At 67.9% G+C, this 26341-nt stretch carries 21 protein-coding genes; 9 read left to right on the plus strand and 12 right to left on the minus strand.

Translation table 11 applies throughout. The annotated features are described in order from the left end of the window. Window positions 1-44: 44 nt before the first annotated feature. From AB7F93_RS11030 to AB7F93_RS11065, 8 genes are all read right to left on the minus strand, one after another. Window positions 45-536 (minus strand): aromatic-ring-hydroxylating dioxygenase subunit beta, encoded by a 492-nt coding sequence (locus tag AB7F93_RS11030; RefSeq protein WP_428302960.1) that lies wholly within the window; start codon window positions 534-536, stop codon window positions 45-47. Window positions 537-559: 23 nt separating this feature from the next. After that, entirely contained in the window at window positions 560-880 is a 321-nt protein-coding gene (locus AB7F93_RS11035) for a non-heme iron oxygenase ferredoxin subunit (protein ID WP_428302961.1), read from the minus strand. Window positions 881-942: 62 nt separating this feature from the next. Continuing rightward, window positions 943-3309, minus strand: a complete 2367-nt coding sequence (locus AB7F93_RS11040) for an efflux RND transporter permease subunit (protein WP_428302962.1) — start codon at window positions 3307-3309, stop codon at window positions 943-945. Window positions 3310-3366: 57 nt separating this feature from the next. Further along, window positions 3367-4344: a WD40/YVTN/BNR-like repeat-containing protein gene (locus tag AB7F93_RS11045; protein WP_428302963.1), complete on the minus strand. Its 978-nt coding sequence runs from the start codon at window positions 4342-4344 to the stop codon at window positions 3367-3369. A 174-nt stretch (window positions 4345-4518) separates the two neighbouring features. Beyond that, window positions 4519-5787, minus strand: coding sequence for a DUF1329 domain-containing protein (locus tag AB7F93_RS11050; RefSeq protein WP_428302964.1), 1269 nt, complete (start codon window positions 5785-5787; stop codon window positions 4519-4521). 96 nt (window positions 5788-5883) lie between these two features. Next, a complete protein-coding gene (locus AB7F93_RS11055) occupies window positions 5884-7806 on the minus strand; it encodes a DUF1302 family protein (protein ID WP_428302965.1) in 1923 nt (640 codons plus the stop codon). Window positions 7807-7946: 140 nt separating this feature from the next. Further along, window positions 7947-9047: an NAD(P)-dependent alcohol dehydrogenase gene (locus AB7F93_RS11060; protein WP_428302966.1), complete on the minus strand. Its 1101-nt coding sequence runs from the start codon at window positions 9045-9047 to the stop codon at window positions 7947-7949. A gap of 205 nt (window positions 9048-9252) precedes the next feature. After that, window positions 9253-10077 (minus strand): carbon-nitrogen hydrolase family protein, encoded by an 825-nt coding sequence (locus tag AB7F93_RS11065; protein ID WP_428302967.1) that lies wholly within the window; start codon window positions 10075-10077, stop codon window positions 9253-9255. A 137-nt stretch (window positions 10078-10214) separates the two neighbouring features. On the opposite strand from AB7F93_RS11065, the gene AB7F93_RS11070 reads away from it, so the two are divergent. The 5 genes from AB7F93_RS11070 (at window position 10215) to AB7F93_RS11090 (ending at window position 18539) form a co-directional block, all read left to right on the plus strand. Continuing rightward, window positions 10215-11177 carry an ABC transporter ATP-binding protein gene (locus tag AB7F93_RS11070; protein WP_428302968.1) on the plus strand — a complete coding sequence of 321 codons (963 nt, stop codon included), beginning with the start codon at window positions 10215-10217 and terminating at the stop codon, window positions 11175-11177. Beyond that, entirely contained in the window at window positions 11174-11911 is a 738-nt protein-coding gene (locus tag AB7F93_RS11075) for an ABC transporter permease subunit (protein WP_428302969.1), read from the plus strand. Before AB7F93_RS11070 ends, AB7F93_RS11075 begins: the two co-directional genes overlap by 4 nt. 12 nt (window positions 11912-11923) lie before the next feature. Continuing rightward, entirely contained in the window at window positions 11924-13810 is a 1887-nt protein-coding gene (locus AB7F93_RS11080) for a GldG family protein (RefSeq protein WP_428302970.1), read from the plus strand. Then, window positions 13797-14927 (plus strand): DUF4340 domain-containing protein, encoded by a 1131-nt coding sequence (locus tag AB7F93_RS11085; RefSeq protein ID WP_428302971.1) that lies wholly within the window; start codon window positions 13797-13799, stop codon window positions 14925-14927. Before AB7F93_RS11080 ends, AB7F93_RS11085 begins: the two co-directional genes overlap by 14 nt. 111 nt (window positions 14928-15038) lie before the next feature. Beyond that, a complete protein-coding gene (locus tag AB7F93_RS11090) occupies window positions 15039-18539 on the plus strand; it encodes an FAD-dependent oxidoreductase (RefSeq protein WP_428302972.1) in 3501 nt (1166 codons plus the stop codon). Between the two features lie 15 nt (window positions 18540-18554). On the opposite strand, the gene AB7F93_RS11095 is transcribed toward AB7F93_RS11090, so the two are convergent. Further along, entirely contained in the window at window positions 18555-19742 is a 1188-nt protein-coding gene (locus AB7F93_RS11095; protein WP_428302973.1) for an aromatic ring-hydroxylating oxygenase subunit alpha, read from the minus strand. 183 nt (window positions 19743-19925) lie between these two features. Here AB7F93_RS11095 and AB7F93_RS11100 point away from each other — a divergent pair, with 183 nt between their 5' ends. From AB7F93_RS11100 to AB7F93_RS11115, 4 genes are read left to right on the plus strand one after another with little or no spacing between them, the layout of a single operon-like run. Then, the gene (locus tag AB7F93_RS11100; protein WP_428302974.1) at window positions 19926-20984 is read left to right on the plus strand and encodes a hypothetical protein; all 1059 of its coding nucleotides are present in this window, start codon (window positions 19926-19928) and stop codon (window positions 20982-20984) included. 10 nt (window positions 20985-20994) lie between these two features. Continuing rightward, window positions 20995-21888, plus strand: coding sequence for an SDR family NAD(P)-dependent oxidoreductase (locus AB7F93_RS11105; protein ID WP_428302975.1), 894 nt, complete (start codon window positions 20995-20997; stop codon window positions 21886-21888). Window positions 21889-21902: 14 nt separating this feature from the next. Then, window positions 21903-22757, plus strand: coding sequence for an alpha/beta fold hydrolase (locus tag AB7F93_RS11110; protein ID WP_428302976.1), 855 nt, complete (start codon window positions 21903-21905; stop codon window positions 22755-22757). 34 nt (window positions 22758-22791) lie between these two features. Then, a complete protein-coding gene (locus AB7F93_RS11115; protein WP_428302977.1) occupies window positions 22792-23736 on the plus strand; it encodes a hypothetical protein in 945 nt (314 codons plus the stop codon). Here the strand turns inward: AB7F93_RS11115 and AB7F93_RS11120 are convergent. The 3 genes from AB7F93_RS11120 to AB7F93_RS11130 are packed head-to-tail and all read right to left on the minus strand — an operon-like array spanning window position 23733 to window position 26234. Further along, a complete protein-coding gene (locus tag AB7F93_RS11120) occupies window positions 23733-24365 on the minus strand; it encodes a DUF1326 domain-containing protein (RefSeq protein ID WP_428302978.1) in 633 nt (210 codons plus the stop codon). The genes AB7F93_RS11115 and AB7F93_RS11120 overlap by 4 nt on opposite strands. A gap of 50 nt (window positions 24366-24415) precedes the next feature. Then, window positions 24416-24928: an aromatic-ring-hydroxylating dioxygenase subunit beta gene (locus tag AB7F93_RS11125; protein ID WP_428302979.1), complete on the minus strand. Its 513-nt coding sequence runs from the start codon at window positions 24926-24928 to the stop codon at window positions 24416-24418. Window positions 24929-24938: 10 nt separating this feature from the next. After that, on the minus strand, window positions 24939-26234 hold the full coding sequence (locus AB7F93_RS11130) for an aromatic ring-hydroxylating oxygenase subunit alpha (RefSeq protein ID WP_428302980.1): 1296 nt from the start codon (window positions 26232-26234) through the stop codon (window positions 24939-24941). Window positions 26235-26341: the final 107 nt, after the last annotated feature.

Consider the following 26341-nt stretch of genomic DNA (forward strand, 5'->3'; position numbering starts at 1 on the left):
GGGGAGTCTCCGGGTGACGACGGGGAGCGCCGGCCGGCGCCGCCTTACAGCGGGGTGACGAGCAGGTTCGGGATCCGATACGTGTCGAACACCACCACCTTGCGCTTGAATCGTAACCCGTCGGGCGTCGCCACCATGCGGTCGAGGTATTTGCCGGCGTTGAACACGTGCGTGTCGCCTTCGACCAGCGTCTGCAGCACCACGTAGTTGCTCTGCACGACCAGCTCGTCGCCTTCGACGCCCTTCACGTTGACGTTGCTCAGCACGTGCCGGTAGTAGTGTTTGGCGTAGATGTTGGCGTGGCGCAGCGCGACGATGCGGTCGACCAGCATGCCGCGGCTGTCGCAGTAGATGGCAGACGTCGGCAGGCCGCGGTCGGCGTTCTCGCGCGCGATGACCTGGTACACGCAGTCCGTCACGAACAGGTCCGGCCATTGTTCCAGCCGGTCCTCGTCGATGGTCTCGACGTAGTCGCTCAGCAGCTTGCTGGCCGCGTAATGCAGTTCCAGCGCGGAAAGTTTCGAAAGATCAATCATCGAAGGGCCTGCACCCGTGTCGGTCAGGCCGCCGGCCGTTCGATGCACACCTCGTCGCCCACCACCTTGACGGTGTAGGTCTGCAACGGAACCACGCACGGGAACGCAGTCGGCTCGCCGGTACGGATGTTGAAGCGGCCGCCGTGGAACGGGCACTCGACCTCGTCGCCCTCGACGTAGCCGTCGGTCATCCACGCCATGCCGTGCGTGCACATGTTGTTGGACACGAAGTACTCGCCATCGAGGTTATAGACGGCCATTGCCGGCAGACCCTCGGCATCCACTTGCAGCGACTGGCCTGGCGCCACGTCCTGCGTCTTGCACAGCTTGATCAGATCAGACATGTCATCCCCGTAACATCAACGGCGGCGGGCCGACGATGCCCGCCGCATACTCACTGGCCCTGTCAGGCGGTCACCGGCTTGGCGGCCGCGTGCGGCTTGCCGTCACCAAACACGAAGGCCGGCCGGAACACGTAAATCATCGCCGGGATCAGCAGCAGCGAGGTGATCGCCGACACCGTCAGCCACAGCGCCATCAGCAGTCCCATCTCGGCCTGGAACTTCAGCGACGAGGCATACCAGACCAGCACGGCGGCGATCATGGTGCCGCCGGTGATCAGCACGCCGCGGCCGGCGGTGCGCAGCGAGCCTTGCAGGGACTGCATGACGTCGCCGGTTTCCTCGAAGCGTTCCTTCACGCCGTCGACGATGTAGAACGCGTAGTCTACGCCCAGACCGATGCCCAAGGCAGCCACCGGCAGGGTGTTGATGTTCATGCCGATGCCCTTCCACGCCATGAAGGCGAACGTGATCGTGTTCGACATGATCACCAGCGGCATGTAGAACAGCCCGGCCACGGTGGAGCGATAGGCAATCGCCGACAGGATGAACAGCGTCAGCAACGCGAGCGCGATGCTCTCCACCTGACGCGCGAACACTTCCTCGTTGACGGCGGCCAGCACGCCGACCAGACCGCCGGCCAGCTTGTAGGTCGACTCGCCGGGCAACGGGTTGTTTTCGATGTACTCCTCGATGCGCGACACCGCGGTGCGGATGGTGTCGCCCTTGTGGTCGCGGAAGAACATGGTCACCGCGCCGTCCTTGAAGTCGGTGTCGACGAAGCGGTCCATGTCACCCGGATCGGCGCCCTGCATGTACATGAACAGCAGCTCACCGTTGATGTCCGCCACCGGGCCCAGCTCCTCGAAACGCCGGTTGCCCTCGTGCAGGTTGGCGTTCACCGGGCCGATCAGGTCCACCACCGACACGGTGCCGCCGATTTGCGGCTGGGTTTCGAGGTAACGCTGGAAGTTGTCGATGTTGGTCAGCAGCTCGGGCTCCTTGAGCGCGTTCGGGCCCTCGCCGTCGACCACGACGAACATCTGATCGCTGCCCTGGAAGGTGTCGTTGATGGCCTTGGCATCCACGTTGTACGGATGGTCCGGCCACAGCAGCGGCGTGCCTGGCAGCGCGTCACCAACCGTCACCTTGGTGGCGTAGAAGCCTGACAGCAGCAGCACCGCAAGCCCGAGCAGAACGACGATGATTGAGCGTCGACCAAGCACCAGCGTGCCGCACAGGTTCAACAACGGCCGCAGCAGCCAGCGATTCGTGTCGACCGGAAACGCCACCGCATGCGGCTTGGTCACCCAGGACAGCAGCGTCGGCACCAGCACCATGGCCGACACCGCAATCGTGCCCAGCCACACCGCGCCGACGAAGGCCGTCTTCTGCAGCAGCGGCATCGGCATGGCCGCGACGATGGCGACCGCCACCGCGTCCACCACCACGCCCAGCATGCCCGGCCGGAACAGTGCCACCAGCGCCTTGGCGGCGGCGTCTCGGGGGGCGTGACCGCGCTCCAGCTCATCGTCGAACGCGGCCAGCATCTGCACCGCGTGCGAGATGGCGCGGGCAGTCACCAGGAACGCCACCACGATGATCAGCGGGTCGAAGTTGACCTTGAACAGGCTGGCGATGCCCAGCGCCCACAGCGCGCTCACCAGACCCGCCAGCATCGGCAGCAGCACGCCACGCCAGGTGCGCACGGTCACAAACAGCAGCGCGGTCATGATCACGATGGTGATCAGGAACAGCTTGAACGTCTCCGGCAGGTAGTGCACCACCCAGCCGGTGAGCAGCGGCTCGCCGACAACGCGCACGTTCACGCCGTTGCCGTCGTACTTGGCGGCGATCGCCGTGACGGCGTCGTAGAGCTTCCCGTAGTCGATCAGGCGGTCGATGAAGTCCGCCGTCACCAGGGCGGACTTCAGGTCCGGCGACACGTAGCGGCCGTACACCAGCGGATTGGCCAGCACCTGCTCGCGCAGCAGGTCGATCTCGGCCTGATCCTTGGGCAGGTCGGGCCACATCATGGGCTTGGTTTCGATGCCCTCGGTCGACGAGTTGATCGACCGAATCTTGCGGGAGGCGAGCGAGATCACCTGGAACTGGTTGATGGCCGGCACCAGGTACAGGTCGTCGGTGACCTGCTTGATGCGCTCCAGCACCTGCGGCTGGAAGATGTCGCCGTTCTCGGCCTCGACCATGATCGAGACGATGTTCGGCCCGCCGAAGCGCTCGTTGTACTTGTCGTTGATCTCGATGAACGGGTGCCCCTTGGGCAGCAGATCGTGGAAGATCGTCTTGATCTCCACGTGCGCCGCGAACCAGGCGAATACCACCGTGAGGGCAAGAATGAGCGTGGTGACAAACTTGCGCCGTTCGATACAGAACGCCGCGAACCGCTCGACCCGACTAACCTGCTGCATGACCTGATCCCTGATCGAATACTGCGATTGAAACGATGCTGCCGCTGACGGACGGCATCAATGGAAGCGCGGGCCGAACAGCTCCCACTGCCCGGCTTCCCAGCGGCCGACGTTGAGGCCGACGGTCACGAACCCGTTGCCGTGGCGCGCCAGCGCGATGCGCCACGCAAAGTCAGCCGGGTTGACGCGGCCGATTTCCCAGTGCGCGGCGTCCGCGTCGCCGGTCAGCAGCACGCCCTTGTCGCCCACGGCAACCCAGCGCGCGTCGGTCCAGATCACGTCGAACAGGTGCCGTTCAAGGCCTTCGATTGTCGCCTGGCGCCAGCTGAGGCCGCCATCGCCCGTGGCGAGCACGGTACCGCTCAAGCCCACGGCCAAGCCGTTCTGCGCGTCCCGGAACACCACCGACATCAGGCTCGGCGCCACGTTGGTTTCCCGCGCCTCCCAGGTCACGCCGTCGTCCGCGCTGCACGCCAGGCGCCCGAACTCGCCCACCACGCAGACGGTGCCGGCGCCGTTGAAGGCGATGTCGTTCCAGGCCACGTCATCGTCGACCGACGTCACCCGCTCCCAGGTCTTGCCGAAATCCGCCGAGCGCAGGATCACGTTGATTTCGGACACCGCCCAGGCGCGGCCCTGCGGGTCGATGCGCACGCGCAGCACCTTGCCACTGCCCATGTCGGACACCGGCAGCGCGACGGGCTCCCAGGCTTTGCCGCCGTCGGTCGTGATCAGTCCCTTGCCGCCGTTGGCGACCACCACCGCTCGGTTCGCGTCCCAGGCGGCGATGGACTGGAAATTGTTGTGCACGCCGGTCACCTGGCGGGCCCAGGTCTTGCCGCCGTCCTCACTGCGGATGATCTTGCCGTCCTTGCCGACCGCCCACAGCACGTCGCCCACCGCGGTGACGGCGAGGAAACGATCGCGCGTTTCGATGACCGGGGGTTCGATGATCACCCGCGGCACCTCCAGCCGGACCCGCGACAGCGCCGTCAACGCCACCACCACCAGCACCGGCGACAAGATCGCCCACATCCTTGCGGTCATCGACTGCTGCGCCATTTCCAAAGGCCTCGTCCGTAAATCCACTAGTTCGGCACCCCGAAACTGTTCATAGGGTGCCGCCAAAAAAAAACCGCCGGTGTCACCGCGGCGGCCTTTGCAAACCAACCCCCGCCCGGTCATGCGTTACCGAGCGGGGGCCAGAGATTACTGCAACATGCGCGGCAGCGCTTCCGGCGTGTAGTCCGCCGCCTTCGCATCGGGCGGGTTGTGATGGAAAGCCGGCGAGTAGCCGAACGCGGTGGCGTGCATGCGCTGCACGTCGACCAGCACCACTCCGGTCACCGTCGGCCCGGTGCGGCCGTCATCCCACTTCCAGTCCTTGTAGCCCACGTACTCGGTATGCCAATGCTCGCCCTTGCGGTCGTAATGGTCCTGCCAGTAGAACTTCGGCGCGCCCAGCGTGGCACCCACGAACATGTGCCGACGGCTTACCAGGTGGTTGTTCTTGGGCGTGCCTTCCAATTCGTAGACGTCCTTGATCTCGTAATTATCCGGCTGGAAGTTCCAGTAGGGAGCTTCATCCAGGCGCATGAACGGGTACTTGGCCTTGCCGCTGGCCTTTTCGTCGAGGGGCGGCAGGATGGACTTGTCGACGCCCAGGCCCTGCCGCTTGGCGATCAGCTTCCAGTTCTCGTACCAGGTCGGGTCGAGGTTCAGGCCGAACGTGTCGTCGAACAGCAGGTCGGTACCCTGCACCGGATCAGCCCAGGCGCCGCTCGACAGCCGCCGCACGCGCCGCAGGCTCTTCACGTAGGCGTACACGTCCGGCAAGCGGCCGTCGGCATAGTTCACCGTGAGCAGACCCAGGCCGCGCGTGTCGTTGGGGTACACGTTGACCAGCGCCTCGTACTTGGAAATGCTGTTATCCAGCACATGCGGTTCGCCGAGGCGGCCCGACATCAGGAAGCGGCGGTAGACCCAGCCCTGCTCCTTCTCAAGACCCGTCTTGCCGCTGATGATCAGGAAGTTCAACGGTTGCAGATTCATCGTGTCGCCAAGCCAACCGAACCGCAGAATGTTGTAGGTCAGCTTGTAGCCGGCGTCCGGATCGGCCGGGTCCAGATCGGGGAACGGCACACCCGTGGTGTAGTTCACCAGGTGCTTGCCCGCGTCCAGGCTCGCCTCGCCCTTGTGCTTTTCCGTCACTTCCAGCACGCCGGACGTCACGTTGACCGGCGTAGCCTTGGTCAGCTTCATCTGCCAGCCGTACTCGCGAATCATCTTCTCCTGCTGGCCGACCAGCACATCGCGGATCGGCTTGCCGTCGAGCGTCTTGTCGAGCAGGCCGTCGATGGTCGCGGCGCTGAGCAACGTGCCTTCGGCCACTTCCTCGGCCTGCGCCGGCAGGGCCATCGCCAGGCCGACTGCCATGCCGCTGGCCGCCAACAGGCGGGTTAGATCGTTCTTGAACATCCTGTAGTCCTCACTCCGTTAGGTGTCAGCTTCTCCCGGCGGCCGGCCAGCGACCGGCGCCGGAAGATTCCTCTTGCAGACTCGCCGCCAGTTTTCTCAGAACTGGTAAGTGATGCGCGCCACGAACTGGTCGCGGTTATGCAGCGTGCCGAGCGTGCGCGTCTTGGTGTCGACCCGGCCGAGGTTGGTCTTCTCGACGTGGGTCGGGAAGAACAGGTCGGCCTCGAAGCGCACCCGCCAGTGGTCGCCAAACTGCAAGTCGAGCGACGGGATCAGGAACGAGTCGAAGCTGCCCAGATCCACACCCAGCGCGATGCCCGGCGTCACCGTGTCGTACTTGTACGGGAAGCTGAAGGCATTGGTCAGGAAGGTCTGGTGCTCACGCCGCGACGCGCCGAAACCGAAGTTTTCGACAATGTCGTCATCCCGATCGAAATTCATGACCCAGGTGTCGAACAACTGCATGGTCCAGAACGCCGGCCGCGAGGTGCCGAGCTTGCTCATGGTCCAGTTCAGGTTCTTGTCCACGCCGAGCATGATTTTCAGCGTGTCTTTTTCAATCACCGGCCCCAGGCCGGGAACGTCCATGGCCAGGCCGACCGGGATACCCCCCGAGGTGAGGGCGTCACCCGGCGTGTACCCGGACAACGGGTTGGCCGGGTCGTTCAGAATGCCGAACAGCGGCGGCATCGGCCCACCGGGCGTCGGCGTGCCTGCCGGAGGCAGTACGCCCAGCGCCTGGAACGCGCCCAACAGATCGATCATCGTGTTGGTGCCGGTGTTGTAGGGCTTGTTCGGCGTAAACGCCAGCTCACCACGCAGCACCGAATCCAGCGCCCCGGAATACGCATTGAACGTGAAACCGTAGGTCTCCACCATCGGCGACAGTAGTTCCACCAACCTTTGATTGATGCCGATGCCGCTGTCCTTCGGATCCCAGCGCCAGTTGCTGCCACCCGGGCTCAGGATCGGGTTGTAGGTCGTCACGCCCTCGCTGCTGATGCCGCGGTAGTAGGCGAACGAGTAACCCACCTGCTTGAACGTGCCGGACCAGCGGAAGCCGTAGTTGGCGTCGTCCTCGTCGCCGTACTCGTGGTGGCGGTTGATCGGGCCGATCAGGGAGCTGGTCACGCCCGCCCCGGTCCACGGCGCCGGCGCCCAGCGGCCGCCGTTGATGGGGCCGTCGTCGCCCACGTCGTCCGCGCCGTCCCAGCCGGGCCGGTAGATCAACTGCAGCGAGCCCGCCAGTTCCGGCACGTCGATGGTGACGTTGGCGAGGTTCAGCGGCTTGCGCAGTTCCTCGTTTTCCAGCTCCAGGAACGAGCGCCAGCGCAGGTCGTAACCGTGGATGATGTCCATGGCGCGGAAGAAGTCCGTCTCGCCCCACACCACCTGCTGCTTGCCGAGCTTGACGTGCACGCGATCGGTCACGTCGAAGGTGACGTAGAACTCGCGCAGCTCCGTGGAGTCGTAATCGTCCAGCAGCAGGTCGTCGGTGGTGCCGCCGCCGTAGCCGAACAGACCGGCATTGGCGTACACAGCTTGACCTGGAGCCACCAATGGAGCGCCCGTAGCATCCGTGGTTACCCCAAATCCGCCGAACGCCGGCGGAGCAGTGAGGGCGCCAAACCCAAAGGCACCCGTATAGACGTAAGCCGGGGTGATCTTTGACGCGTCTTGCAGTCCGCGCTCGTAGCTCGTGCGCGTCTCGCGCGCGATGCGCCCTACGCCGGCAATCTGAAACGGCCCGAAGTCGGCCGAGGCTTCCAGCTTGCCGCTGTGACGGATCATCGAGAACTCGCCCTGGCCGCCGAATTCGTCGCCCATCAGGGTCGTCGGATTGCCGCCCGGAAAGCCCTTCGGCTCGAACTGATCGTTGTCCTGCAAATTGACCGACAAGTGCTCGCGCACGTAGCCGGAGTATTCGAACTCCACCGCCCGGGCCATGCCCGGCGCCAATACGGCGGAGCCCAGCAGGGCCACCACGCCAGCCGGCAGGGTCGCGCGGACCCACTTCACTGATTGCATTTGCATGTTGGGTATACCCCTCCCAAAGTCGAGTTACGGTCGCCGCGTCCCGCGCCGACCCCGCCCCCCTCTACCCCGCCAAGGCGGAGCCCTCCAATGCGCCTGGGCACGGCGCACCGAACCTTGCCCGCTTACGCCATGCGCAGCACGGGCTTGAGCGTGCCGCCGGCCTCGGAATCGGCAGCGGCCTGATTGATCTCATCCAGGCTGTAGAACTTGATCAGTTTGTCGAACGGGAACCGGCCCTGCTTGTACAGCTCGATCAGGCGCGGGATGAACACGTCGGAGTTGCTGTCGCCCTCGATGATGCCGCGCAGGGTGCGGTTGAACAGCATGAAGTTGACGTCGATGCTGACCGTGGTGCCCATGGCCGGCGCGCCGACGATGCCACCGACGCCGCCCATGCCCAGGCTGAACACGGCGCCTTCCAGCACCTTGGGGTTGCCGGTGGTCTCCAGCATGTAGGGCACGCCAAGGCCGCCGGTGATTTTCTGGATTTCTTCCACCGGGTTGCACTGCATGCCGTTGATGACGTGCGTGGCGCCGAGTTCCTTGGCCAGCGCCAGACGGTTGTCCTTGATGTCGACGCAGATGATGGTGGTGCAGTTGGCGACCTTGGCGCCCATGACCGCGCTCAGGCCCACCGCGCCGGCGCCGAAGATGGCGATGGCGCTGCCGGCCGGCGGATTGAGCGCATTCAGCACCGAACCCGCGCCGGTCTGGATGCCGCAACCCAGCGGGCCGAGGATCTCCAGCGGCACGTCCTTGGACACCTTGACGGTGTTGCGCTCGTAGGACAACGCGTAGCCCGCGAACGAGGACTGGCCGAAGAAGCTGCAGCCGATTTCCTCGTCGTCCTTATGGATGGTGCAGCGGCCGTCCGGCGTGCGTCCGCCGAAGTTCATGCCGAACGCGTTAAGACAGGACAGCGACTGACCGGCAAGGCAGTTCTCGCACAGGCCGCAGCTGTAGAACGTCAGCACGACATGGTCGCCGGGAGCGACCTTGCGCACGTTGCGGCCGACCTTCTCGACCACGCCGGCGCCTTCGTGCCCCAACACCATGGGCAGCGGGGCCGGGTAGAGCTGGTCGCGGATGGACAGGTCCGTGTGGCACATGCCGGCTGCGACGATGCGTACCAGAATCTGGTCGTCCGCTGGGTCCGCAAGGTTGACGGCCTCGACCGTGAACTGCCCTTTGGGCGTCCGAATGACGGCGGCACGCGTCTGCATTCCCACTCCTCCTGGTGCTACAAGGCTGGTCCATAGCCCGACCCGAACATGCGTCAAGGTTCGGCGCGGGCGGTACCTTACGCACAAAAAATCGGCGTGGCAATTAAGCGCCGCAGAAAAATTAAGTTTTTTTTGTCGATCGCGCTTGACAGGCGGCCCGCGTTCGTCACGAGCCGACCGGTCGGCCAGTGTTCGGCACCCACCCTCACAGGCGCCGGTGTTGTACCGCCGGAAACCGCGTCCGGGTCTCGTGCAAAGCCGCGAGATCGACGCTGGCGCAGGCAACGCCCGCGCCGCTTTCGGTGCATTCGGCCAGCACCTCGCCCCACGGGCCGGCGATCAGGCTGTGGCCATAGGTGCGCCGGCCGTTGTCGTGCAGGCCGCCCTGGCCCGGGGCAAGCACGTAACCGAGGTTCTCGACCGCCCGCGCCCGGCACAGCAGATGCCAGTGCGCGGCGCCGGTGGTTTCGGTAAACGCCGACGGCAGCACCAGGATTTCCGCGCCACGCGCCAGCAGCGCGCGGAACAGCTCCGGGAAGCGCAGGTCGTAGCACACGGCTAGGCCGATGCGGCCAAGTTCCGTGTCGACCGCGACGATGTCCGCACCGGGCTCGATGCTGGCCGATTCGCGGTAGCGCTCGGCGCCGTCGGCGCCGACGTTCACGTCGAACAGGTGCATCTTGTCGTAGCGGGCAAGACGTCGTCCGTCCGGGCCGTGCAACAGGCAGGCGGCGCGCACGCGGGCGGGGTCGGCGCCACGCAGCGGGATGGTGCCGCCGACGAGATGAATGCCGTGCCGGGCGGCGGCATCGGCCAGAAAGTCCTGGATCGGTCCCGCGCCGTCGTCTTCCGCCACGGCGAGCTTGTCCTGCTCGCGCCGGCCGAGTAGCGCGAAGTTCTCCGGCAGCGCTACCAGCTTTGCGCCGGCCTGTGCCGCTTGCGCAATGAGCCTGTCGGCGCTCGCGAGGTTTGTGGCCACGTCTGCGCCGGACACCATCTGCACCACGGCGGCGGTGAAGGTCTGGGCCATGAACTTGCTCCCGGGATGCACGGTCGAAGGCCGCGATGTTAACGATCGGTCAGCGCGCGGCGCGTCCGTGCAGGCTTGTGGCTAGAATGCCCGGCCTTTTGCCATGGCGGCGCGGGCAATTGCTGTTGAGGGGGACTATGCAGCCAGCGGTCGCGGTCAGGCATCTGACCAAGGATTTCGGCGCCCTGCGGGCGGTGGACGATTTGTCGTTCAGCGTCGGCAGCGGCGAGGTGGTGGGGTTTCTCGGGCCAAACGGCGCCGGCAAGTCCACCACCATGAAGATGATCACCGGGTATCTGTCGCCCACGGCGGGCGAGATCGATGTGTGTGGCCTTGATCTCGCGCGCGAGCCGCTGGCCGTGAAGGCGGCGATCGGCTACCTGCCGGAGGGCGCGCCGCTGTACGGCGACATGACGCCGCGGCGGTTTCTGGATTTCGTGGCGAGCGTGCGCGGCATGGACCCCGATGTGCGCGGCCGGCGCATCAACGCCGTGGTGGACCGCATGGCGCTGCGCGGCGTGCTCGATCAGTCCATCGAGACGCTGTCGAAGGGCTTCAAGCGCCGCGTGGGCCTGGCGCAGGCCATCCTGCACGACCCGCCGGTGCTGATCCTGGACGAGCCGACCGACGGGCTCGATCCGAACCAGAAGCACGAGGTGCGCGAGCTGATCCGCGACATCGCCGCCGACAAGGTGATCATCGTCTCGACGCACATCCTGGAAGAGGTCGAGGCCATCTGCAGCCGCGCCGTCATCATCGCCGGTGGCCGGCTGCTGGCCGACGGCCGTCCGGCCGAGTTGGCGAGCCGCTCGCAGTTCCACAACGCCGTGGTGCTGGTGCTGCGCGGCGGCCCGGCCGATCTGCCGGAACAGCTCGCCGCCGTGCCCGGCGTGGCGCGGGTGGAAGTGCTGGACGAGGCGGGCGACACGCGGCGCCTGCGCCTGCTGGCGCAGCACGGCCGCGGCCTGCTGGAGACCGTCACCGACAAACTGCGCAGCGCCGGCTGGCAGGCGGACGAGCTGTACGTGGAACAGGGGCGTCTCGACGACGTGTTCCGTCAACTCACGCTCGAAGTCGCCGGCCGGGAGACGCGCTCATGAATGCCATGCTGACCGTGCTGCGGCGCGAGCTCGCGGCGTATTTCTACACGCCGCTCGCGTATGTGTTCATCGTGATCTTTCTGTTCCTGAACGGCATCTTCACGTTCTACCTCGGCCAGTTCTTCACCCGCGGGCAGGCGGATCTGCTGCCGTTCTTCCAGTTCCACCCGTACCTGTACCTGGTGCTGATTCCGCCGGTGGCGATGCGCCTGTGGGCGGAGGAGCGCAAGACCGGCACGCTGGAACTGCTGATGACGCTGCCGATCACCACCGGCCAGGCCGTGCTCGGCAAGTTCCTCGCCGCGTGGCTGTTCACGGCGGTGGCGCTGGCGCTGACTTTCCCGATCTGGATCACCGTGAGCTACCTCGGCAACCCGGACCACGGCGCCATCGTGGCGGGGTATCTGGGCAGCCTGCTGATGGCGGGCGCGTATCTGGCCATCGGCGCCTGCATCTCGGTGCTCACCAAGAGCCAGGTGATCGCGTTCGTGCTGTCGGTGGTGGTGAGCTTTCTGTTCATCGTCAGCGGCCTGCCGATCGTGCTCGATTTCTTCGGCGCCTGGGCGCCGGCGTGGCTCACGCAGGCGGTGGCGTCGCTGAGCTTCATGCGGCACTTCGAGGCCATCCAGACGGGCGTCATCGAGCTCCCGGACATCGTGTACTTCGCCAGCATGATCGGCGTGTGGCTGTACGCCAACACGGTGCTGGTGGAAGCCAAGAAAGCGGCGGGTTAAGGGGACATAGCCATGCGACGCGGAGTTCTTTCGACCGGCAGCCTGCTGCTGGCGGTGGTGGTGCTGCTGGCGGCCAATATCCTGGCCGCCACGGTGTTCGGCGGCTGGCGGCTCGATCTGACGCAAAACCGCCTGTACACGCTCAGCGACGGTTCGCGCGCCGTGGTCGGCAAGCTGGAGGAGCCAATCACGCTGAACCTGTTCTTCTCGCAAAAGGCGCTGCGCGACGTGCCGCAGATTCAGGCCTACGCGGCCCGCGTGCGGGCGCTGCTCGGCGAGTACGTGGCGCAGTCCGGCGGCAAGCTGCAACTGAAGGTGATCGACCCCGAGCCGTTCTCGGACGCCGAGGACCGCGCCGTGCAGTTCGGCCTGCGCGGTCTGCCGGTGGGCGGGGCGGGCGGCGAGAGCGCCTACTTTGGTCTTGCCGCCACCAACAGCACCGACGGCGAGGAGGTCATTCCCTTCCTGTCGCCGGCCAGCGAGGACACGCTGGAGTACGACCTCACGCGCCTCATCTACAAGCTCGGCCAGGCCAAGCGGCCGGTGGTGGCGGTGATGAGCTCGCTGCCGGTCAACGGCTCGGTGGCGCCGATGACCCAGCAGCAGGCGCCGGCCTGGGCGGTGATCGAGCAACTGCGCGAGCTGTTCGAGGTGCGCGTGCTGGCCACGTTCGAGAAGAAGATTCCGGACGACGTCGAGCTGCTGATCCTGATACACCCGAAGGGCCTGTCACCGGCCACGCAGTTCGCCATCGACCAGTTCGCATTGCGCAAGGGCCGCGTGCTGGCGCTGCTGGACCCGTACAGCGACGTGGAAGCGCCGCCGCGCGACCCGATCATGCCGACCATGACGCTGCCCAAGATGCCGTCCGATCTGGGTCCGTTGCTCGGCGCCTGGGGCGTGGACATGGCGCCCGACAAGGTCATCGGCGACCGCGAGGCGGCGCGCATGGTCAGCTTCCGCGAGGACGCGCCGCCGCAGGAATATCTGGTCTGGCTGGACCTGCAGGCGCCACGCTTCGACCGCAAGGACGTGGTCACGGCGCGTCTGACGCAGATGTACATGAACACCGTCGGTGCGCTGGTCAAGAAGGATGGCGCCAGCACCGAGTTCACGCCGCTGATGACCTCCAGCCGCCAGTCCACGCTGATCGGCACCGACGGGCTCGACAAGCCGGACCCCGAGGCGCTGCTGCGTGAGTTCAAGCCGTCCGATCAGAGCTACACCTTCGCCGCGCGTGTGCAGGGCCCGCTCAGGACGGCGTTCCCGGACGGCCCGCCAGAAGGCGCGGAGGTGCCGGCGCAGGTGCTGAAGGAATCGGCCGCGCCGGCCAACCTCATCCTGATCGCCGACGCCGATTTCATCTACGACCGCTTCTGGGCGCAGGTGGCCGACATGCGCGGCAGCCGCATGGTGCAGCCGTTCGCCGACAACGGCGCGTTCTTCATCAACGCCGTGGACAACCTCAGCGGCAGCGGCGACCTCATCAACGTGCGCTCGCAGGGCACCTACGCGCGGCCGTTCACCGTGGTGCAGGCCATGAACCGCACCGCGCAGGAGCAGTTCCGCGCCGCCGAGCAGCGCCTTCAAGCCGAGCTCGAACAGACCGAGCAGAAGCTCGCGCAGTTGCAGCAGAGCCGTGGCGAGCAGGCCGGCCCGCTGATGAGCGCCGAGCAGCAGCAGGAGATCACCCGCTTCCAGGCCGAGCGCGTGCGCCTGCGGCGCGAGCTGCGCGAGGTGCAGCACAACCTGCGGCAGGACATCGACCGCCTGGAGACGCGCCTGAAATTCGTCAACATTGGTCTGGTGCCGCTGGTGATCGCGTTTGCCGCCGCGCTGGTGGTGCTCACGCGCGGCCGTGGACGGCGCAGCACGGGGGAGCGTCATGTCGCGGGCTAAGTGGATACTCGCTGGCGCCACGCTGGCGCTGGTGCTGATCACGCTGTGGGCGGTGCGCGACTTCGGCACCCGCACCGGTTACGTCGCGCGCGCCGAAAAGCTGTTTCCGGACCTGCCGGCGCAGGCCGCCGCAGCGCGGCGCATCGAGGTGCGCTCGGCCGGTCAGCAGGTCACCCTGCACGGAGAAGGTGCCGCCTGGGCCATCGCCGACAAGCATGACTACCCGGCCGATCCGGCCAAGGTGCGGGCGCTGCTGGAGGGGCTGGCGGGCCTCACGCTGATCGAGCCGCGCACCGCCGATCCGGCCCGCCACGCGGCGCTGAACCTCGACGCACCCGACGCGGCCGGCGGCAAAGCCGTGCTGGTGCGCGTGCTGGGCGAGGGCGACAAGGAACTCGCGGCGGTGCTGATCGGCAAACCGCGCGCCGCGGCCGGCCAAGGCCCGCGCCAGACCTACGTGCGCCGGCCGGGCGAAAAGCAGACCTGGCTCGCCGAGGGCGCGGTCGATGTGCAGCGCACCCCGCCGCTGTGGCTGCCGGCCGAGGCCTTTGATCTGCCGCAGGCCAGCGTGCGGCAGGTAAGCGTGCAGCACCCCGGACAACTGCCGTTGCTGATCGCCCGCAACACGCCGGACGAGGCCTTTGCCCTGCGGGCCAAGCTGCCCGAAGGCCGCTCGCCGCAGGCATCCACCGTCGGTGCCGTGGCCTATGGCCTGCAGCGGCTGCCGCTGCAGAACGTGTTCAAGCCGGACGAAGTGGCCGACGACTGGGCGCAGGCGACCGCGGTCGTGTTCGACACGTTCGACGGTGTCAGCGTCACGGCCACCGTGCTGCCACTGAACAGCGTGCCGCATCTGCGTCTTGCGGCCGCCGTGGCGGCCGACGCCGCTGACCCGGCCCGCGCCGCGGCGGAAGTGGAGCGCATCAACCGCCAGGTCGGCGACTGGGTATTCGTGGTGCCGCCGCACACGGCGGCGACCTTCACGCCCACGCTCGACACGCTGATGGAGCCGCTGGCGCCGCCACCGGAAGCGGGGCCAGCCGGCCCGACGGGCATGCCGCCGGGGATGCGGGGAATGCCGGGCATGCCGGCTGGTATGCGCCCGCCTGGGATGTAGGCAAACGAGTGGTCATGGCGGGCGCCAGTGCCCGCCGGGGCGGCTGCATTCAGAGGGCGGTTGGAACCGGTCGCCTACAATACGGGTGCCCCTTCGTCACGCCCGCCCGCCATGTCCCGCCCCGTGCTGCATCTCGCGTTTGACCTGCCCGCAGACATCCTCTACGACGACGCCGGCCTGGCGCGGGTCGACAGGGCCTTCCTGGATCACCTTGGCGCCGGCGACGCGGGGCTTGCGACGCGCCTGCTGGCGGCGCGCGAGGGCGTCGAAACGTTCGATGACAAGGCGCACAGCGAGCTGTTGGTCGAACTGGCTCCCCACGTCGAGGACTTCATCGGCACGCTGTTCGGCATCGCGCCCGAGCTGCGGGCGCTCGCCGGCCGGCTCAACGGGCTGGCGCCCCTGTCGATCTGCAAGCGGCAGTTCGTGCAGCGCCAGGCGGCGCGCAAGCTGACTGCCGAGCAGGCGGCGCTCGAAGATGGCCCGGCGCTCGCCACGGAGCTTGAACAATCATTCGGCGAACCGTTCTCGGAGCTCGCCTTCGCGCGGCAGGTGAATGCCTGGTCCGACGCGCCGGAGCAGCACGCGGACGACCTTGATCTCGCGCTGCGCTACGCCGCCTGGGCGCTGCACACGCCGGCCGGGCAGGCGGCCCACGCGGCCGGCGTGCTGTTCCGCGAGCCGCATAAACTGGACCCGCAGCACCTGGTGCCGCTTGCCACCGTGCGCGAGCAGGTCATCACCCGCCATCGCCTGGATGGCCCGCCGCGACAGCGCGAGGGCTTTGCGCTCACGGACGCCGGCGGCAGCGCCGAGTACGTGCAGGATCAGGCGCATTACTGCATCTGGTGTCACAGCCAGGAGCGCGATTCCTGCTCGCATGGCCTGCGCGAAAAATCGGGCGCCTTCAAATCGAGCGCGCTCGGCGTGCCGCTGCAGGGCTGCCCGCTCGACGAGCGCATCTCGGAGATGAACTACCTGCGCGCGAACGGCCACGGTGTCGGCGCGCTCGCGGTAGCGGCAGTCGACAACCCCATGCTGGCCGGCACCGGCCACCGCATCTGCAACGACTGCTCGAAGGCCTGCATTTATCAAAAGCAGGAGCCGGTCGACATCCCGCAGGTGGAAACGCGCACCCTGCAGGACGTGCTGGAGCTGCCCTGGGGTTTCGAGATCTACAGCTTGCTGACGCGCTGGAATCCGCTCAATCTCGCCCGTCCCCTGCCGCGCCCGGCCACCGGCCGCAAGGTGCTGGTGGCCGGCATGGGCCCCGCCGGCTACACGCTGGCGCATCACCTGCTGAACGACGGCCACACGGTGGTGGGCGTCGACGGCCTCAAGATCGAGCCGCTGCCGGCGGACCTCACCGGCGTCGCGCACGACGGCACGCGCCAGCCGCCGCGCCTCATCCGCGACGTGAGCGAGCTGTACGAGCCGCTCGACGCGCGCGTCATGGCCGGCTTCGGCGGCGTGGCCGAGTACGGCATCACCGTGCGCTGGAACAAGAACTACCTGAAGCTGATCCGCCTGCTGCTGGAGCGGCGCGCCGGCTTTGCGCTGCACGGCGGCGTGCGTATGGGCGGCACGCTGACGCTGGAGGACGCGTTCGATCTTGGCTTCGACCACGTGGCGCTGGCCATGGGCGCCGGCCGGCCACGCTTTGTGGACGTGCCGAACGGCCTTGCGCGCGGCGTGCGCCAGGCGTCGGACTTCCTGATGGGCCTGCAACTCACCGGCGCGGCGCGGCGCGATTCCATCGCCAACCTGCAACTGCGCCTGCCGGTGCTGGTGATCGGCGGCGGCCTGACCGCCATCGACACCGCCACCGAGGCGCTCGCCTACTACCCGCTGCAGGTGGAGAAGTTCCTCACCCGCTACGAGACGCTGTGCGCGGAACGCGGCGAGGCGGGCGTGCGCGCGCGCTGGGATGGCGAGGAGCAGACCATCGCCGACGAGTTCATCGCCCACGCCCGCGCGCTGCGTGCCGAGCGTGCCGCGGCCGCCGCCGAGAATCGCGCGCCGCGCGTGCTGGAGCTGCTCCGCTCCTGGGGCGGCGCCACGCTGGTGTACCGCCGGCGCCTGGTGGATGCGCCCTGCTACACGCTGAACCACGAGGAAGTGCACAAGGCGCTCGAAGAAGGCATCGAGTTCGCCGAGTGCCTGGTGCCGGTCGGCGTGCAGGCGGACGCGCATGGCCACGCGATGGGCCTGGAAGTCGAGCTGCAAACAGCCGGCGAGGACGGCCGCCTCGCGCCGAGCGGCCAACGGCAAGTGTTGCCGGCGCGGGCGATTCTGGTCGCCGCCGGCACGGTGCCGAACACGGTGCTGGCGCGCGAGGCGCCGGATCAGTTGTCGCTCGACGGCGCCTATTTCCGCAGCCTGGATGAGCACGGCGAAGTTCAGCCGGCGCCGCGTCTTGCGAAGTCCGGCGAGGTGCCGATGCTCACCGAGCGCCGCGCCGACGGCCGCGCGGTGAGCTTTTTCGGCGACCTGCATCCGAGCTTCGCCGGCAACGTGGTCAAGGCCATGGCGAGCGCCAAGCGCGGCTACCCCGTGATCAGCCGCCTGCTGGCGACGCGGGCGCCGGCCAGCGCCGAAACCGCGGCCGACTTCCACGCCCGGCTGCACGGCCTGCTGCGCGCCCGCGTCGAGCGCGTCGAGCGCCTCACGCCGACCATCGTCGAGGTGGTGCTGCACGCGCCGCTGGCGGCGCAGCGCTTCGAGCCCGGCCAGTTCTACCGCCTGCAGAACTTCGAGACGCTGGCCCGGCGCGACGCCGACACCACGCTCGCCATGGAGGGCCTCGCGCTCACCGGCGCCTGGGTGGACCGCGAGCGGGGTCTGGTGGCGCTGATCGTGCTGGAAATGGGCGGCTCATCGGACGTGTGCGCACACCTCGAACACGGCGAGCCGGTGGTGCTGATGGGCCCGACCGGCGCGCCGACGGAAATCCCGGCCAACGAAACCGTGCTGCTGGCCGGCGGCGGGCTCGGCAACGCGGTGCTGCTGTCCATCGGCAAGGCGCTACGGGCGGCGGGCTCGCGCGTCGTCTACTTCGCCGGCTACAAACACGCCGCCGACCGCTACCGCGTGGCGGACATCGAAGCCGCCGCCGACGTAGTGGTTTGGGCCTGCGACGAGGCGCCCGGCTTCGTGCCGGGCCGCCCGCAGGACCGCGCGTTTACCGGCAACATCGTCGCCGCCATGCAGGCGTATGCCGCGGGCGAACTCGGCGCGAACGACATCGCCCTCGACACGGTCGACCGCATCATCGCCATCGGTTCGGACCGCATGATGGCCGCCGTGGCCGCCGCCCGCCACGGCGCGCTCAAGCCGTATCTCAAGACCCACGTCGCCATCGGCTCCATCAACTCGCCGATGCAGTGCATGCTCAAGGAGATCTGCGCCCAGTGCCTGCAGGGCCGGCGCGATCCAGCCACCGGCCGGCCGCTGGCGCCGGTATTCACCTGCTTCAACCAGGACCAGCCGCTCGACGAGGTGGACTTCGCCTGTCTCGGCCAGCGCCTGCGCCAGAACGGGGTGCAGGAGAAGCTATCCGCGCAGTGGATCGACCGCAGCCTGCGGCGGCTGGGGCTGCGCGCAACGGCTTAGCCGCCCGGAGTCCGGTCAGGACGTGGCGGTTTGCGGCACCGCTCGATCGCTGTGCAGGCTCGTCCCGTGGCCGCCGCGCAGGTGATCGACCGCGTACCGTCGCCAGGCCAACTGAAACCCGTCCGGCCGGTACAGCGGCGCGGGATCGTTGCTGCCGTGGGTCTTGGCGTAGGCGTGCGAGTCCTCGGTCATGTCGAGGTCCTGCGCGTTGAAGCGCACCATGCCGGCCCAGCGACCCCAGGCGAAAAACCGCGTGAGCCAGCTTGCGCGTTGCAGCCAGGTTTTCGGGTAGCCGCAGGCAACCTGAAAGTAGAGGTAGTGGTCGGCGTCGGTCTGCACGAACCATTCGTAATAGAGCGCGCCCTCGATCGGGAAACGCGCCACCCGAACGATGCCCGGCAGGCGCACCGACACGATGGTGCGCACGCCCATCGGGCCACCCACGAAATCGCCGAGCGGAATGAACTCGCCGAAGCGATGACGTGGCCACTGCCCGAGCCCCGGGTAATCGCGATTGCTGCCCATGGCCTCGAATTTCTCCATCAGCCACTCGCCGTCTTCGCCTTCCTGGCCAAGCACGGCGTGGGGCCCCTGCGCGTAGCCGAACATGTCCACGATGCGCATGTAGGCGGAATCGCGGTGCAGGAACGTGGCGTGGCCAAGGCCCGGGTTCTCGACGTGCCAGCGCCAGTTGCCTGGGGCGATGCGGCGCACCGTGTGCACTTCGTCGGCTTGCAGCAACCCGTTCGGGATGTCCTGCTCCACTGGCACGGGCGCCGAGTCCGCCAGCCAGATCCACACGATGCCCTTCCGCTCCTCAACCGGGTAGGTACGCACGCGCGCCTTGCCGACGATGGGGCTGTCCGGGCCGTCGGTGAGCGCCGCCACCAGACGACCGTCGGCGACGTCGAAGGTCCAGCCGTGGTAGCGGCAGGTGATGGTGCGTGAGCCCGGAAACTCGCAGCTACCCTTGGACAGCCGGGTGCCGCGATGCGGGCACTCGTTGCGCACTGCATAGGCGCGACCTTGCCGGCGCAGCAGCACGACCGGGTCGCCCATCAGCGTCATCGCCGTGGGTTGTTCGGTGATGTCGCGCGACATCGCCACCGGGTGCCAGTAGTTGCGCAGGCCGGATTCCGGAATGTGCCGGTAGAAAAGCTGGTTGATGCGGGCCGTGTCGGCGCGGGCATCGATCACCTGCATGGCGTTCTCCTCGCATGCTGCGGCGCTTGGTGGTGCCGTCGTTCGGTCGGTTCGCAGCCTAGCAACGCCACTCGGCGCCCACAAGCGCGACGACCGCTGCCGTACGGCTTAGTCAGATTGTTACCATCCCGCTGCGCGCAGCACCCCGAGTGCCGCGCCAACACGACCAGGAGGAGATGCTCGATGGCCGAGATTCTGGGCCTGACGGTTTCGGATTTTCCGTTCCTGCGGATGAAGCCCGCCAACATGCCGTGGGTGCTGTGGGGCAACCTCGCCTGGGGTTGGCGGCAGCGCCCGGACCTGCGCGACCCCGCCAACTGGCCGGCGCCGATGCGCGCCGAATGGGGCACCGATCAGGGCTTTGCCGCCGGCGCGGCGCACCAGCTGCGCCAGCACGAGCAGTTCCGAACGCTGCGCGGGGCGCTGGACGACTTTCGGCCGGATCTGTTGCTGGTGCTGTATCGCGACGTGCACGAGACCTTTGCCGGTGCCGAGCGTCCGCAGTGGTGGCTGCATACGCACGACGCGATCACGGTGCGGCCTTACAACCTGTGGACCTTTTTTCGGGACAACTGGTTCGAGGAAGACCCCGACCGCGCGCAGACCTTTCACGGCCACCCGCAGGCCGCGGCGGCCATTGCGCGGCATCTGGAAACGGTCGGCATCGCGCCGCGTCTGGTGTCGACGTCGCCTCATCCGGCCGGGCTTGGGCACAACGCCATCGCCGGCGCCGTGCACCTCGATTTCGAGCGGCGTGCGTTCGGCACGCCCATCCTGCCGCTTGGCATCGACCCGTTTCGGTTTGGACGCGCGCGGGACGAGGAGGGCCTGAGCCCGCTCGACCCGTCGCGTATCGACGCGCCGCTGACGCCGCGGCAGGCGTTCGATCTTGGCGTGGAGCTCGCGCGCGCGCTGCGGCCGTCGCCATGGCGGGTGGCCGTCGTTGCTGCGGGTGACTGGTCGCACGCCAACGACGCGCCCAAGACGCAGGGCCGCATCCACCCGGACATCGACGCCGACCGCGCGCGCTTCGCGCAGTGGCAGGCCGGCGAGTACACCGCCTGGCCGGACGTGCTGAGCTTCGACGAGTTCGAGGCGCACGCCCAGTGGGAGCTGCTGATCGCGACCGTGCTCGCCGGGGCCATGGCCGAGCTCGGCGCGGGCGCGCCGCGACACGCCGATTTTCAGCCCACCTGGGTGTGCAACGACAATTTCGTGACCACGGTATTCGAGCCCCGCTGAGGACACCGCCATGGGACGTTTGCAGGATCGCGTGGCGCTGGTGTTCGGCGCCAGCCCGCACATTGCCGGCACCACCGCGCACTGGTTTGCAAAGGAAGGCGCCCGCGTGGCGGTAGCCGACTGCAAGGCCGAAGCGGCCGAGGCCTGCGTGGCGTTCCTGCGCGGCAAGGGTTTCGATGCCCGGCCGCTGGTGGGCGACCCGACGGACGAAGCCGACGCCGAGCGTCTGGTCGCCGAGGCGGTGGCGCACTACGGGCGCATCGACATCATGTTCAACCAGGTAGGCAATCAGTACCGGCACACGGTGCTCGACATGAACCTGCACGACTGGAACCGCAGCCTGCACGGCTACCTCACGGGCGGCATGCTGACCACCAAGTACACGGCGCGTGCCATGACGACGCTCGGCGTCGCCGGCTCGATCATCCACATCGTGTCGGACGCCGGCCACCAAGGCGAGGCCGGCAACAGCGCCTACAACGCCGCCAAGGCCGGCCTGCTCAATTTCTGTCGCGGCGCGGCCATGGAGCTGGCGCGCAGCCGCATCCGCGTCAACACCATCAGTCCGACCTTCATGGACCACCTGCTGTGGCAGTACCCGGCCAAGATGCTGAATCCGCGCATCCACGGCCCGAACACGATGTCCGCGGACGATTTCCTGAAGGGCATTCCGCTCGGGCGTTTCTGCAACGCGCGCGACATTGCCAACGCCGCGGTGTTCCTGGCCTCGGACGAGTCCTCGTTCATGACCGGGCAGGATCTGATGCTCGACGGGGGCGCCCGAGCCGGGTATTTCTGCTGGGCGCCAGGCGAGTACGCCGGTGCCAGCACCGAGGCGGTGGCGGCGGGTCTTGAGCCGCACCAGTACGGTGACCCGGCGCCACACATCACGATCAACTACTGAACCCGGAGCAGCCCATGGCCGAGGACTTCGTATCCCGCTTCGTGCGGGCCGGCGCCTACAAGATGCACTACATCGAGGCCGGCGACGGTTACCCCCTGGTCATGGTGCACGGCGGCGGGCCGGGTGCGGCCGGCGAGTTCGGCTGGGGCCACAACGTCGGCCCGCTCGGCCGCCATGGGCGAGCCATCGCCGTCGATCAGATCGGTTTTGGCCTCAGCGACAAGCCGCTCGACCGCGAGTTCTCGCACCTGTTCATGGTCGATCAGCTCGCCGCCTTCATCGACGCGCTGTGCCTGGACGAGCTCTACCTCACCGGCAACTCGCTTGGCGCCTACGTCGCGGCGCGCTACGCGCTGGACCACCCCGGTCGCGTGAAGAAGCTGCTGCTGGTCAGCAGCGGCACGGTGGCAACCGGCATGGGCATCGAGATGGGCATGACGGCTGGCATGAAGAAACTGGTGGCCTACGACGGCACCAAGCAGGGCCTGCGCAACTTCATCAGCGGCATCCAGCACCACCCCGAACGCGTGAGCGAGGCGCGGCTCGAAAAGCGCTGGCAGTACGCGCAGCTGCCGGGCGTGCCCGAGGTGCAGGCGTCGTTCCTGAATTTCTTTCGCAACCGGCGCGTCAACGAACCGCAGGTGGCGCAGTGGTTCGACCTGCGCCAGCGCCTGCCGCGGCTCGACATTCCGATGCACTTCATCTGGGGCCGGCACGACGTGTTCGCCACGCCGGAGATGGCCGATGCGCTGATGCAGCTGCTGCCGAACGCCACCTTCGAGTGGTTCGAGGACTCCGGGCACGTGTGCCAGAACGACGAGCCCGAGCGCTACAACGCCGTGGCGAGCCGGTTCTTTTTCGATCGCTGAGGCCGCGGCCGACGCCGCCACCACGAGGTGAGCCATGGCCGAGATCGTCGGCGCCTTCGCCCTGAGCCACGCCGCGGTCATGGTGCGGCACTGGGAGCAGGCCACCGCGGCCGACCAGGCCGCCGTGCGGGGTGCCTTTGACGAAATCGCGCGCCGCCTGCGCGCGGCGCGGGCAGATGCGTTGCTGATCGTCGGTAACGACCACTACCGCAGCTTTTTCCTCGACCAGATGCCGGCCTTCTGCCTGGGCATTGGCGACACCAGCATCGGCTGCGGCGACGGCGGCTTTCCGCCCCATGCGCTGCCGGTCGCGAGCCAATTGGCGGACGGCCTGCTGGAAGGGCTGCTGGCGCGGCAATTCGACCTCGCCTTTGCCCACAACCTGCCTCTCGACCACGCGTTCATCGGCCCGATGCACAACCTCTTTGGCGGCGCCGGGCTGCCGATCGTGCCGCTGTTTCAGAACTGTGTGGCACCGCCGCTGCCGCCGCTGGCCCGCTATCTGGCACTGGGTGCGGCCATCGCGGAGGTGCTCGCGCAAATCGAGCCCGGCCTGCGCGTGGCGCTGCTCGGCACCGGTGGCCTGTCGCACGAGGTACCGCTGCCGGACTGGCGCCGGCTGCCGCAGGACGCCGAAGGTGAACACTGGCTGCGCTTCATGACGGCCGGCCGCAGCGGCGCGGATGCGAAGACGCTGGAACGCATCGGCGCCGAAGTCGACCGCTGGGGGCGGGAGCGTCGCGGGCGTATCGACGAAACGTTCGACCGCGAACTGCTCGCGTGGATGCAGGCTGGCGACTATGCGCGTTTCGCCGACCTGGATGCCGAAACGCTGCGGCGGCGCGGCGGCAACGGCGCCCAGGAAGTCCGCAACTGGGTCACCGTGATGGGTGCCGTGCCCGGCACTCGCGCCGAGCTGCTGGTCTATGCGCCGGTGCCCGCGTGGCTGACGGGCGTCGCCGCGGTGGAGTTTCGCTAGCCGCGCCAGTCAAACGCGTTCAGCTGGCCGTAGGAATGCTCGTGGTGAAAGTCGAGCGGCAGCTCGCCGAACAGCTCGATCGACACCGTGTCGGCCATCTCGGCTTCCTGGTACTCGAAGCCGTGCGGCAGCACGATGCGCGCCCGGTGCTCGGAGCCGGTGATGGGGTTTCGGATCGGTTCCACGCGGCTTTGCGCGAAGCCCTGCACGTGGAGGCGCGCCGTGCGCGCCTCGCGGTCGCAGTCGATGTCGATTTTCGCGATGCGCGGCTCGCGCAATTCGGCGCACACGCTGGCGAAGATCGGGAACGGCCCGCCGCCGCCGGCCCGCCCGGAGCCAATGGCGGCGAGCGCCTCGCGCTGCGCCGGGGTGGTGCTTTCGTCGAAGGCGAACTGCAGGGTGCCGCCGCCGTGGTGGATGGCGCCCGGCCAGGACGCCGCGACCGCGAAGCGCACGCCATCGAGTCGCGTGCTGCCGTAGTGGCCCTCGCGCACGGCAAAGCCGAGTAGCGCCTGGCAGTAGCCGTGCGTCGGCAGCGCATTGAACTGGCACGGGCAGCCCCAGTCGCAATTGCAGCCGTTGACCTCGTCGCCGGCGAGACGCCAGGGTGTCGCAGTGGGTGTGTTCATGGCGTGCCTCCGTCGGCGGAATCGGCCGTTTGCGGAATCCTACGCGCCCGTCACAGGTACACGTTGAGGTTCTTCGATTGCAGCACGGTCTGGTCGAGCAGCACCGTGCGCCGGGCGATGCGCAGCTCGCCCTGCACCGTGCGCAGCGCGTCCTCGCGGCGACCGACCAGCCAGGCTTCCTCGCGCTCCAGGCGGTGCCGGTAGACGATGAAGTTGGACAGCGCGCGCAGCTCGCCGCCGGCCGGAAACACCTCCACGTTGGTGATCAGGTGCCGGTAGCGCGTGCGCGGGTTCTCCGACCAGGCGGTGCCGGTGGCAAGGCGTGACGCGCGCATGCGCAGCGACTCCAGCGTTTCGCGGTAGAAGTTCATGCGCTGCGGGTCGGGCGGCGCCTCGTCGCGCCGAAAGCGCGTCTCGCGGGTCGGCATCCAGTACTCGAGGTCTTCCGTGAGCAGGGCGAACCAGCGCTCGTAGTCCTCCTCGTCGAGGTAGCGCGCCTCGGCGGCGTACAGGCGCTGCACGGCGAACCACAGCGCGGCGTCGTTCGAGCTGTCGATGAGCATGGCCGGCCCCTCAGCGCACGCGCGGGATGTCGCGCCAGGACGGCGCGGTCATGAAGTCCAGCCAGCGCTGGTAGAACGCGAGCTGGTTCACGTCGCTGTACATCGGCCGGGCGATGTTGCCCGGCAGGTCCGGGTCGTCGCGCCGGCTGGTGCCCACGCGCAGCCCGTAGTGCAGGCGCTGGCGGCGGGTGACCACGCCCTCGTTGGCGCGGGTGGCGTTCTCCCAGTTCTCGCCGTCGTCCATCTCGAACACGCCGCTTGGCGAGAAGGTTTCCATGCACGCATCGCGCACGGCGTCGCGCACCTCATCCGGCATGTCGCGGTTGATCAGCGTCCAGGCGCGCAGCTCGATGCGCCGCGGCCCCTTGGGCAGCCACACGCGCATGGTGCCGATGCCGGGCAGGTAGGAAAAATTCGGGAACACCGACGCCGACACCACCGACCCGAACAGGCGCGTGGCGCGCAGCTCGCCGAGGCGCCGCGCCATGTCGGCGCGCTTTTGCTGGTAGTAGGCCATGATCGCCGGCCGGCGCAGGCCGAGCAGACCGAGCGTGCCGATGCCGTCGGTGCCGCCCTCCCAGCCGTGGCCGTTGGCGTTGGCGTGGAACGAGTCCGGCGCCACCGGCATGAAGTCCGGCACCGGCTTGCCGAAGGTGTTGGCCTTGGCGCCGGAGTCGTGCGTCCAGGAGGCGTGCAGCGAGTCGCCGATGAAGTTTTCGGCGCCGAACTTCCAGTTGGCCTGAAAGTCGTTGCGCACGCAGCCGCCGATGAACTCGGTGCCCTCGTCGGTCTGGTCGAGCACGATGTCGAGGTACCAGCGGTAGTCGCCGAGGTACTCCTCCAGCGACGGCGCCTCGGCGTCGAAGCAGGCGAACACCAGGCCCTTGTAGGTCTCCACGCGTGCGTTCTGCAGGCCCCAGTGCGGCTTGTTGAGCCAGCCGGCGTAGTGGGCTTCCTCGTGCATGCCGAGCAGCGCGCCGTCGGTACCGAACGACCAGCCGTGGTAGTTGCAGGTGAACTGGCGCGCGTGGCCGGCGTCGGCAAAGCAGATGCGGTTGCCGCGGTGCGTGCAGGAGTTGGTAAAGACGCGGATGCGCCCGTCGGTGTGGCGGGCCACGATCACGCTGTCCTGGCCCATGTAGGTGGTCAGGAAATCGCCCGACTTGGGCAGCTCGCTCTCGTGCGCCACGAACAGCCAGGCGCGCGCGAACACGCGGTCGAGCTCCTGCTGGTAGATGGCCTCGTCCCAGAAAATCCGCCGGTCGACCCAGCCCTCACCGGTGTCGATCAAGCCGTTCACGTCCATGTGCCGCCCTCCCTTGCTACGTGGCGGACGTTAGCGTAGGGGCGGCTTGCGGGCTGGTCAAACGCTCGTTCAGGATGCGAGGATGCGCGCCGAAGCGTGACGACAAA

This window comes from Immundisolibacter sp. (genome assembly GCF_050250495.1).
Classification (GTDB): Bacteria; Pseudomonadota; Gammaproteobacteria; order Immundisolibacterales; family Immundisolibacteraceae; genus Immundisolibacter.

What these genes read in the sequence shown, in the direction of transcription:
- AB7F93_RS11030 (WP_428302960.1), bottom strand. Translation starts at nt 536, where the DNA reads ATGATTGATCTTTCGAAACTTTCCGCGCTGGAACTGCATTACGCGGCC.
- AB7F93_RS11035 (WP_428302961.1), bottom strand. Translation starts at nt 880, where the DNA reads ATGTCTGATCTGATCAAGCTGTGCAAGACGCAGGACGTGGCGCCAGGC.
- AB7F93_RS11040 (WP_428302962.1), bottom strand. Translation starts at nt 3,309, where the DNA reads ATGCAGCAGGTTAGTCGGGTCGAGCGGTTCGCGGCGTTCTGTATCGAA.
- AB7F93_RS11045 (WP_428302963.1), bottom strand. Translation starts at nt 4,344, where the DNA reads ATGTGGGCGATCTTGTCGCCGGTGCTGGTGGTGGTGGCGTTGACGGCG.
- AB7F93_RS11050 (WP_428302964.1), bottom strand. Translation starts at nt 5,787, where the DNA reads ATGTTCAAGAACGATCTAACCCGCCTGTTGGCGGCCAGCGGCATGGCA.
- AB7F93_RS11060 (WP_428302966.1), bottom strand. Translation starts at nt 9,047, where the DNA reads ATGCAGACGCGTGCCGCCGTCATTCGGACGCCCAAAGGGCAGTTCACG.
- AB7F93_RS11065 (WP_428302967.1), bottom strand. Translation starts at nt 10,077, where the DNA reads ATGGCCCAGACCTTCACCGCCGCCGTGGTGCAGATGGTGTCCGGCGCA.
- AB7F93_RS11070 (WP_428302968.1), top strand. Translation starts at nt 10,215, where the DNA reads ATGCAGCCAGCGGTCGCGGTCAGGCATCTGACCAAGGATTTCGGCGCC.
- AB7F93_RS11075 (WP_428302969.1), top strand. Translation starts at nt 11,174, where the DNA reads ATGAATGCCATGCTGACCGTGCTGCGGCGCGAGCTCGCGGCGTATTTC.
- AB7F93_RS11080 (WP_428302970.1), top strand. Translation starts at nt 11,924, where the DNA reads ATGCGACGCGGAGTTCTTTCGACCGGCAGCCTGCTGCTGGCGGTGGTG.
- AB7F93_RS11085 (WP_428302971.1), top strand. Translation starts at nt 13,797, where the DNA reads ATGTCGCGGGCTAAGTGGATACTCGCTGGCGCCACGCTGGCGCTGGTG.
- AB7F93_RS11090 (WP_428302972.1), top strand. Translation starts at nt 15,039, where the DNA reads ATGTCCCGCCCCGTGCTGCATCTCGCGTTTGACCTGCCCGCAGACATC.
- AB7F93_RS11095 (WP_428302973.1), bottom strand. Translation starts at nt 19,742, where the DNA reads ATGCAGGTGATCGATGCCCGCGCCGACACGGCCCGCATCAACCAGCTT.
- AB7F93_RS11100 (WP_428302974.1), top strand. Translation starts at nt 19,926, where the DNA reads ATGGCCGAGATTCTGGGCCTGACGGTTTCGGATTTTCCGTTCCTGCGG.
- AB7F93_RS11105 (WP_428302975.1), top strand. Translation starts at nt 20,995, where the DNA reads ATGGGACGTTTGCAGGATCGCGTGGCGCTGGTGTTCGGCGCCAGCCCG.
- AB7F93_RS11110 (WP_428302976.1), top strand. Translation starts at nt 21,903, where the DNA reads ATGGCCGAGGACTTCGTATCCCGCTTCGTGCGGGCCGGCGCCTACAAG.
- AB7F93_RS11115 (WP_428302977.1), top strand. Translation starts at nt 22,792, where the DNA reads ATGGCCGAGATCGTCGGCGCCTTCGCCCTGAGCCACGCCGCGGTCATG.
- AB7F93_RS11120 (WP_428302978.1), bottom strand. Translation starts at nt 24,365, where the DNA reads ATGAACACACCCACTGCGACACCCTGGCGTCTCGCCGGCGACGAGGTC.
- AB7F93_RS11125 (WP_428302979.1), bottom strand. Translation starts at nt 24,928, where the DNA reads ATGCTCATCGACAGCTCGAACGACGCCGCGCTGTGGTTCGCCGTGCAG.
- AB7F93_RS11130 (WP_428302980.1), bottom strand. Translation starts at nt 26,234, where the DNA reads ATGGACGTGAACGGCTTGATCGACACCGGTGAGGGCTGGGTCGACCGG.